Here is an 8,407-nt window from a genome sequence, read left to right on the forward strand (position 1 = left end):
CGAGGTGGTCGTCACGCTCCTGCACCTATATCTGCAGCCCGATAATTATTAAAGCTATTTACGGGATGTTGTACTAGTCGTGCATCCTTCGCTGCCTCTCCATACGGTGGCGGACGTCATCAAGTATGCGCGCGACAAGAAGCTCAACTACGCGTCCGCGGGCCCCGGTGGCCCGCAACATGTGGCGGCGGAACTATTCTCATCGATGGCGGGCATCCAGATGGTTCACGTGCCCTACAAGGGAGAGGCGAATGCCATCACCGATTTGCTGGGCAACCAGGTTCCACTAATGTTCAGCAACCTCCCAACTCTGCTGCCTTACATCCGCAGCGGCAAGCTGCGGGCCATCGCAGTATCGAGCCTGGAACGGGCATCGAGCGCGCCCACCATTCCAACGGTATCCGAGTCTGGACTTCGCGGCTTCGAGGCACTTACCTGGTTCGGCCTCTACGCGCCGGCCGGCACGCCGCCCGAGATTCTGCATCGCCTGGAGCAAGCAGTGAAGCTGGCCTCCACCGATACGACGTTGCGTGAAAAGATGACGCTTCAGGGGCTCAAGGTGGAAGGCAGCGACACGCCTGCGTTCAAGCAATACATGCAATCGGAGGGCGTGAAATGGGGAAAGATCGTCAGTCAGGCAGGCATCAAACCTGAATAGCAGACTAAGACGGGCCTGAAAGCCCAAGGGCAAGCACTGTGCCCGTGCTGAATCATGGGGGCTGGCCGTGACAGGTGTCGCGGCCGCTTCGCTCCACGCCGCGGAGTGTCACAAGCTGCCAGTCACGGGTTCTGCAAGCGACCGAGTGCTCCACCGACCGCCGCTTCGGACCTCGGGTCCAGCACGGCGCCAACATTGAAGCGCGCCCATGCCGACTTAGCCTTACCGGGGCTCCAGAGGCATGTAGCCGTCACCGACCGTACATGCGGGTTGCTGCGTCTTTTCGCTGCAATCGCCTTAATAATCTTAAAAGCTAAGTTCTGCGGCGAATGGCTGATCTCTGGTTGCTCGCTGTCCGATCTCGCTTACACCCATCGAAGACACTTGTTACGCGTTAGCAGTCCCTGCGTGGAGCGGACCGCCTGGAGACTGCCAGCCGACACCGGATGTACACCCATATCTTGCACGTCGCTGTCAGCCGGGATGCCGTTGGCAGTGACGCAGCAGATGGGCGGAAGGCATCTCGGGTTGCAGTGCCCTTGACTCGACCAATAATTGGGCTCGGGAGGGGAGACCCTGAAGGGGATGGCACTTATGTCTTGGCGCCCATCATGTGGGAGATATCGGTGCCTGCCTTCACTACGGCCGGCAGCCATTCCTTAATGGCGGCCGGCCGGAAACGCTCGCTCGGTCCGGAAATGCCGGCTGAAGCGATCGCCTTGCCATAGGCATCGAACACCGGCACTGCAACGCCCGAGACCTCCTCCCGATATTCGCCGCTATTGACAGCGTAGCCTTGACGGCGAATCTTCTTGAGTTCGCTGCACAGCGCTTCGACGTCGGCCACAGTTGTCTGAGTAAAGTGCTGCAGCGGCAGCAGCTCGGATGCGTCGCGGCTCGGCTCCTCGAACGCCAGCAGCACTTTGCCAGGGGACGTGCAGTACGCAGGCATGCGCGCGCCGACCGCCGTGTGCACGCGAAGGGCGCGCGCACTGGGTTGGATTTCGACGAAGGTCACGTCCGTTCCATCTAGGAGGGCGAGAAAAGCGGTTTCCCCTGTAACGTCACGCAGGCGTCCGAGCAGCGGTGCGGCTATTGCCCGCAGATCGGTGCTTACAGCCACTGCGGAGCCCAAGCTCCAGAGCTTGAGCGTGGGCCGATAGCGTCCAGTCTCTGGCACGGGCGCGGCGTATCCCGCCGCAACCAACGTTTGGAGGACGCGGTGCGCGTTGCTTTTGACGAGGTCCATGTGCTGGGCCACTTCCGTCACGCCCAGCGGGCGGTCGCTGGTCGCCAGCATCTCCAGCACTCGCAAACCTTTCAAGAGAGTCTTGTCCATCGAATCGTTGTTGACTTGCAATAAGGGGGATAGTACAGTTTCTGAACACGTAGAACGCTGTTCTACATATTAGAACACACGGAGACGGCGGGTTCCTGCTTTTTTTATTGAATTAGCCTGGAGTTACCATGAATCGCATCGTTCAATTTCTGTCCGCCGCCGCCCTGGCGCTCAGTGTGTCTCTGTCGATCGCCGCAGAGACATTTCCCACCAAGCCCATCCGCATCATTTCACCGTTCTCCGCAGGGGGTGCCAACGACATTCTGGCGCGGCTGTCGGGCACGATGCTGGGGAATGCCTATGGACAGTCGGCGGTGGTGGAAAACCGCCTCGGCGCCGGCGGTGCCATCGGTTCGGGCTTGGTCGCCCACGCCGCACCGGACGGCTATACGCTGCTCCTGGGCTCGATCTCGACCCACTCGATAGGCCCGACGGTCTATAGCAAGCTGCCCTACAACGTCAAGACGGATTTCACGCCCATTTCCATCGTGGCCAACGTGCCGCTCGTGCTCGTGGTGCACCCGTCCGTGCCGGCAAAGAACCTCACTGAGCTGTTGGCGCTGATGAAGAGCCAGCCCGGCAAATTGAACTACGCGTCCTCGGGCGCCGGCACCATCCCGCACATGACGGCGGAACTCTTCAAGACGATGACGAAGACCAACATCACCCACGTGCCTTACAAGGGGGACTCGCTGGCAATGAACGACCTCATGGCCGGCCAGGTCCAGATGATGTTCGCCAACATGCCATCGGCGATCAACTTCGTGCGCCAGGGACAGTTGCGCGCAATCGCGGTCGCCGGCAAGACCCGTTCGTCGGCCCTGCCCGATGTGCCGACAATCGCCGAGGCCGGCGTGCCTGGCTTCGACGTGACCGGCTGGTACGCACTGTTCGGCCCGGGCGGCATGCCCGCCGATGTCGTCGCCAAGCTCAACAAGGCGATCGCCAATGGCGTGCGCCAACCTGACATGCAAGAGAAGATCCGCGCGATGGGCGCGGAACCGGTGGGCGACAGCACTGCCGAATTTGCTTCCTTCCTGGCTAAGGATCAGGAGAAGTGGAAAAAGACCGCCGCGACCACCGGCATCAAGCTCGATTGACATTCACAGCTGAGAAATTTCCATGCTCCCCTCTCACGACCGATTCAAGTATTCCGGCATCAAGCAGCGCCCCGTCTTCGACTGGCCCGGCGGCAAACGGCTGGCTGTCTACCTCGCGGTCAACATCGAACACTTTCCCTACGGCGTGCAGTGCGGCGTCGACCTGGATCGCCAGACGCAGCCCTGGAGCCAGCGTAGCTGGCTGTGGCGTGAGTATGGCAATCGCGTCGGCGCATGGCGGCTCATTGACCTGTTCGACGAACTCGGCCTATCGGCAGGCGTGATCGTGAACACGGAAAACTATTTGCACTGCCCCGAGCTTATCGCCGCGCACCGCAATCGTGGCGACGAGCTGATCGGCCATGGTCGTTCCAACGCAGAGCGCCAGATAGAAATGGACGAGGACACCGAAAGGACGATGATCGCTGAAGTCACGGGGCTTATGGAAAAAGCGGACGGCCGGCGGCCTCAGGGCTGGCTCAGCCCCTACCTCACGCCCAGCCTGGTCACGACCGACTTGCTCTCTCAGGCCGGCTATTCCTATGTGCTGGATTGGGGAATTTGCGACGAGCAGCCATTCTGGGTCGACACAAGTGACAAGCCCATCCTGTCAGTGCCCTATCCAATCGAGCTCAATGACCAGCCGGCTATTGCTTATCGGCACAACTCGGCTGCGGAATACTGCGACATGATCGTCGAGAACTTCGACGAAATGCTGCGACGCTCCGCCGAGGCGCCACTGGTGTGCGCGATCTCGCTGCATTCGTTCATCATGGGACAGCCGTTCCGGCTGGCACGCCTGCGGCGGGCGCTGCAGCACATCCTCTCATACAAGGATCAGATCTGGATGACGCTGCCCGGCCAAGTGGCGCAGCACTACCACAGCCTGCCGCCCCACCTTCAGCTAGCCGCGAGATGACCCGCATGACGTCCGACCTCTGCCATACCAGACAGGCCATTGATGCCGGCACGACCGATGCGATGGCACAGATCGAGTTGTCGATCGCAGCGGCGCAGTCGGTCGCCTGCGAGGCGGCCTTCCTGGCGACCACCTTCGATGAGGCACGCGCTGCCGCGGCCAGTCCTATCGCCCGTCAGGGGCCGCTTGCCGGGCTCGCTGTGTCGATCAAGGACTTGTTTGACGTGGCCGGACAGCCCACCCGCGCGGCCTCCCGCGTGTTGGCGGATGCAAAGCCGGCCGCGCGGGACTGCACGGCTGTCGCGCGACTGCGCGCAGCCGGGGCCGCGCTGATAGGGCGTACGAACATGTCGGAATTCGCGTTCTCTGCTGTGGGCATCAATCCGCACCACGGTACGCCAGCCAATGTGTGCGACACCCAAATCCGACGCATTCCTGGAGGCTCTTCCTCCGGGGCTGCCGTGTCGGTGGCTGTTGGCGCTGCCTTCGTCGGCCTGGGCTCAGACACGGGGGGCTCTATCCGCACGCCCGCAGCGCTCAACGGGATCGTCGGCTTCAAGAACACTGCCCGGCTCGTACCACTTGACGGAACCGTTCCGCTTTCGCCCACGCTAGATACCGTGTGTGCGATGACGCGCTCGGTGCGCGACGCGGTCGTTGCACACGAAATCCTGTCGGCCCGCGCCGTGCCACACAGCGACGCCCCCCTGGGAACCTACCGGCTTGCCGTACCGCAGACGCTGATGCTCGACGGCCTCGACCCGGTCGTCGCACGGGCGTTCGAGGACACGCTCGACACCCTGCGCCGGGCCGGTGCACGCATCCAGGATGTTGCTCTGCCCGAAATCCGTCACCTGGGTGCCCTGCAGTCGAGCGGCGGCTTTGCCGCGGCGGAAAGCCATGCCTGGCACCGCGAATTGCTTGACCGCCAAGGGGCCGACTACGATCCGCGTGTCGCTGCCCGCATTCGGCGCGGCGCGTCGATCTCGGCCAACGACTACATCGAGCTAGTTCAAGCCCGGCACGGCTGGATCGCTGCCGTGGAGGCGGCGCTACAGGGCTTCGACGCAGTGTTGTCCCCGACCGTGCCTATCCTCGCCCCACCGATGAGCGAGCTTGCGCCAGGCGCCGAGCGTGACGAGGCCTTCTTTCGCACCAATGCACTGCTGGTGCGCAACACAAGCGTGGTTAACATGCTCGACGGTTGTGCGCTCACGTTGCCGTGCCATGCGCCCGGCCAGTTGCCCGTCGGGCTGATGGTCTGGCATGGCACCCTGCGCGACGACAAGGTGCTCAACGTGGCGCTGCGATTGGAAGAACTGCTCGCACCGCGAGCGCGCTGCAATAGCGCTATGGGTGTCGCGGGCTCCTAGCCGGGCCACCCCACTCCATTCCCGCGCGTCGTTCGCGCACATTGGCCCGTGGCGACGGCGCCTCTTAAAGATAGAGCGGTAGCGATGGCGGTGGGCGCCCGGCCCGCGCAGTTCCTCCGCGCGATGGCAGGCCTGCAAAAATCTCGCGCATTGACATTGGGAGGCAGGGCCGCGCTTGCCACGATGATCTGGTACCGCCCTGACCGCCTGCAAATGATCAAGACGTGGTGACGTCGTAGACTGCTTGTGGTGGGCGCGCGCGGCTCAGGCTCTGGGCAGTCTCCATTACGAGCGGTGCAAATTTCCTTGCAAACTCATCAGGCTGCCATTCACTCAAAGATCCGCCAATGTGAATCGCCGCTACTGGGATGCCTTCGGAATCCAGCACCGCAACGCCGAGTGTTAACTCGCCAATCGAGCTTTCCTCCATGGCCAGCGCGAAGCCATCCAGACGGGCCTGGTCTACCTTTTGAATGATGACTGCGGCGTCCGTAATCGTCTTGGGCGTCAGCGGCTTGAGCTCGGACCGGGAAACGATATCGGCAGCCTTCTCGCGCGGCAGGCGAGCCAGTATGGCGCGCCCGCCCGCAGTGCAGAACGTGGGCATCCGCCGGCCGATCAGGGATGAGTAAAAATACTCGCGCTTACTCTGCTGGCGGATGGCGTAGATGATGGACGTGTCATCGAACAGACTGAGGTAGACCCTCTCGCCGCATGCCCGACGAAGTTCGACCAGCGCAGGAGTGGCCGCTTCGACCAGCGCGTTCGACTTCAAGAAGAAGAAGGCCAGGTCAAGGACTTTGCTGCCGAGACTGAACCGGCGCGTCTTGTCGTTCTTGTGGAGGTAGCCAAGCTGCCAAAGCGTATGTGCAAACCGCTGCGCAGCGCTCTTATCAAGTCCGGATATTTCCGCAATGTCGCCAAGGCTCAGGTCCCCTGCGGCATTTCCAAATGCGTGCAGCACACGGAAAGCCTTGTCTACGGACGCTACGTTCAGCGGGTCTCTCGTCATAAGATCACTCCATTATTGACTTCGCCTCAGGCCCATAATACAATATTTAGTATTGTATTGCAATACGATGATGTGAATAGTAATTCTAAAATTATGCCTTGGAAGGAGGCAACGATGTCCGATAGCTACAGGGCGGCCAGTCCACAGGTGGTCGACACGTCACGCGACGCGACTAGCACAACCCTCGACGGAATGACGGGCAGGCGCGCCGTCACGGCGGCTGTCGTCGGCAACTTGCTCGAGTGGTACGACTTTGCCGTCTATGGCTACTTGGCAACGCTCATCGCCAAAAAGTTCTTCGCTACCGGGGATGAACTAGTGGCACTCATGTCTACGTTCGCCGCATTCGGCGTCGGCTTCGTCGTGCGGCCATTGGGCGGCATCGTCATTGGGCGCCTGGCCGACGTGAAAGGGCGCAAGGCAGCACTCATGCTGACCATCTTTCTGATGGCAGCGGGGACCTTCCTCATCGGATTGATTCCGACCTACGAGAGCATCGGCGTGCTCGCACCGGTTTTGCTCGTGTTGGCGCGGCTCATGCAGGGGTTCTCGGCTGGTGGCGAGTGGGGCGGCTCGACCGCTTTCATCGTCGAGTGGGCGCCAGACAACCGGCGCGGCTTCTACGGCAGCTTCCAGCAAGCCAGCGTCGCGGCCGGGCTGCTGCTGGGCTCTGGTGTCGCTGCACTGTTCACCACCGCGCTATCGGCCGACCAAATGGACAGCTGGGGCTGGCGCATCCCTTTCCTGCTGGGCGGCATTCTGGCGCCGGTGGGGATCTATATGCGCCGCAACATCGATGAATCGCCAGCGTTCCGCGAGGTTCAGGAAACGAAGGCCGCCGCCACTCCGATTTCGGGGCTGGCGCTGGCCGGCAAGGCTTTCGGCTTCACGGTGCTTTGGTCGGTCGCCTACTACACGATCCTCAGCTACATGCCCACCTTCACGCAGAAGTTTGCTGGCTTGAGCCGCACGGCATCGCTTTGGTCCAACACGCTCGGCTTGGTCGTCCTTGTCGTGGCCATTCCCCTGGCCGGGCATTTGTCGGATCGGGCCGGCCGCAAGCCGCTGCTTCTGACGTCCTGCCTGGCTTTCGTGGCCTTGCCATACCCGCTCTTCAATGTGCTGGTATCGGGGGCGACTTTGGCGACCGTGGTCAGCATCCAGGTGCTCTTCGCCCTGATGATCGCGGCGTTCTCCGGGCCGGGTCCCGCGGCCATCGCCGAGATCTTTCCCACCAGCGTGCGATCGACGTGGATGTCGGTTGGCTACAGCCTCGCCACTGCCATCTTCGGCGGGTTCGCGCCCCTGATTGCCACGTGGCTGATCGGCAAAACCGGCTCCCCGATCTCGCCTGCCTACTACCTGGTTGCCGCGGCAGTCACCACAACGCTGGTGATCTGGTCTTTGCGCGAGACGGCCCACGACAAGCTGAAGTGAAGCATTCCCACATGGAACAACAGGAGAAAGCCATGACCGAAAAACCCCACGAGTTGCAGCCTTGGCAGTGGCCTGATGAACACTGGCGAGGGATAGTCAACCACGTACGCGCGGGCAGGGCGCTTCGGCCCAAGCAATGGCCCGGGAATGCCCGCTGCGCGGTGGCGCTATCCTTCGATTCCGATCACGAGAGCAGCGAGCTGCGCGATGGCGGCAAATCGATCGGCCGACTGGCATGGGGCCAATACGGCAGTCGCGTCGGCGTGCCACGGATTCTGCAGATCCTTCGAAGATATGGCGTGAAGACCACGTTCTATGTGCCGGCCGTGGTGGCGATGACCTATCCCGATGAGCAAAGGCAACTGGTCGCCGAAGGTCACGAAATCGGCATCCATGGCTGGATCCATGAGTTGAACTCTGTTTTGCCACGTGAGGTTGAGCGCGATCTCATGATGCGGGCTGCCGATACGCTGGAAAAAATCACCGGCATGCGCTAGCCGTTAACAAGATCTGTTGAAAACTTGAAGAAATCGCCCTAGGATCCTTGTCCGGCCTAGGGTCACTCCCCA

8 protein-coding genes are annotated in these 8,407 nt (G+C 61.8%); 6 read left to right on the top strand and 2 right to left on the bottom strand.

The features are described 5' to 3' along the window. Window positions 1–79 precede the first annotated feature (79 nt). Complete coding sequence (locus ACGLHR_RS49385) at window positions 80–658, top strand: tripartite tricarboxylate transporter substrate-binding protein (protein ID WP_400103151.1); 579 nt, start codon at window positions 80–82, stop codon at window positions 656–658. 592 nt (window positions 659–1,250) lie between these two features. On the opposite strand, the gene ACGLHR_RS49390 is transcribed toward ACGLHR_RS49385, so the two are convergent. Continuing rightward, entirely contained in the window at window positions 1,251–1,997 is a 747-nt protein-coding gene (locus ACGLHR_RS49390) for an IclR family transcriptional regulator (RefSeq protein ID WP_400103153.1), read from the bottom strand. Window positions 1,998–2,125: 128 nt separating this feature from the next. Here ACGLHR_RS49390 and ACGLHR_RS49395 point away from each other — a divergent pair, with 128 nt between their 5' ends. The 3 genes from ACGLHR_RS49395 to ACGLHR_RS49405 are packed head-to-tail and all read left to right on the top strand — an operon-like array spanning window position 2,126 to window position 5,389. Then, window positions 2,126–3,097: a Bug family tripartite tricarboxylate transporter substrate binding protein gene (locus ACGLHR_RS49395; protein WP_400103155.1), complete on the top strand. Its 972-nt coding sequence runs from the start codon at window positions 2,126–2,128 to the stop codon at window positions 3,095–3,097. Between the two features lie 22 nt (window positions 3,098–3,119). Then, window positions 3,120–4,016, top strand: a complete 897-nt coding sequence (locus ACGLHR_RS49400; protein ID WP_400103157.1) for a polysaccharide deacetylase family protein — start codon at window positions 3,120–3,122, stop codon at window positions 4,014–4,016. Between the two features lie 5 nt (window positions 4,017–4,021). Continuing rightward, window positions 4,022–5,389, top strand: coding sequence for an amidase (locus ACGLHR_RS49405; RefSeq protein ID WP_400103159.1), 1,368 nt, complete (start codon window positions 4,022–4,024; stop codon window positions 5,387–5,389). A 217-nt stretch (window positions 5,390–5,606) separates the two neighbouring features. Here the strand turns inward: ACGLHR_RS49405 and ACGLHR_RS49410 are convergent, their stop codons facing one another. Next, on the bottom strand, window positions 5,607–6,401 hold the full coding sequence (locus ACGLHR_RS49410) for an IclR family transcriptional regulator (protein WP_400103161.1): 795 nt from the start codon (window positions 6,399–6,401) through the stop codon (window positions 5,607–5,609). A 114-nt stretch (window positions 6,402–6,515) separates the two neighbouring features. Between ACGLHR_RS49410 and ACGLHR_RS49415 the strand changes: the two genes are divergently transcribed. Together ACGLHR_RS49415 and ACGLHR_RS49420 are read left to right on the top strand one after the other, a co-directional pair. Continuing rightward, a complete protein-coding gene (locus tag ACGLHR_RS49415) occupies window positions 6,516–7,838 on the top strand; it encodes an MFS transporter (protein ID WP_400103163.1) in 1,323 nt (440 codons plus the stop codon). 32 nt (window positions 7,839–7,870) lie between these two features. Then, on the top strand, window positions 7,871–8,335 hold the full coding sequence (locus ACGLHR_RS49420) for a polysaccharide deacetylase family protein (protein WP_400103165.1): 465 nt from the start codon (window positions 7,871–7,873) through the stop codon (window positions 8,333–8,335). Window positions 8,336–8,407: the final 72 nt, after the last annotated feature.

It is taken from the genome of Cupriavidus sp. CuC1 (assembly GCF_044627735.1).
In the GTDB taxonomy this organism is placed as follows: domain Bacteria; phylum Pseudomonadota; class Gammaproteobacteria; order Burkholderiales; family Burkholderiaceae; genus Cupriavidus; species Cupriavidus ulmosensis.

Bases quoted from the DNA above. Each gene is read 5' to 3' on its own strand.
- ACGLHR_RS49405 (WP_400103159.1), top strand. From the start codon at position 4,022: ATGACGTCCGACCTCTGCCATACCAGACAGGCCATTGATGCCGGCACG.
- ACGLHR_RS49400 (WP_400103157.1), top strand. From the start codon at position 3,120: ATGCTCCCCTCTCACGACCGATTCAAGTATTCCGGCATCAAGCAGCGC.
- ACGLHR_RS49410 (WP_400103161.1), bottom strand. From the start codon at position 6,401: ATGACGAGAGACCCGCTGAACGTAGCGTCCGTAGACAAGGCTTTCCGT.
- ACGLHR_RS49390 (WP_400103153.1), bottom strand. From the start codon at position 1,997: ATGGACAAGACTCTCTTGAAAGGTTTGCGAGTGCTGGAGATGCTGGCG.
- ACGLHR_RS49395 (WP_400103155.1), top strand. From the start codon at position 2,126: ATGAATCGCATCGTTCAATTTCTGTCCGCCGCCGCCCTGGCGCTCAGT.
- ACGLHR_RS49415 (WP_400103163.1), top strand. From the start codon at position 6,516: ATGTCCGATAGCTACAGGGCGGCCAGTCCACAGGTGGTCGACACGTCA.
- ACGLHR_RS49420 (WP_400103165.1), top strand. From the start codon at position 7,871: ATGACCGAAAAACCCCACGAGTTGCAGCCTTGGCAGTGGCCTGATGAA.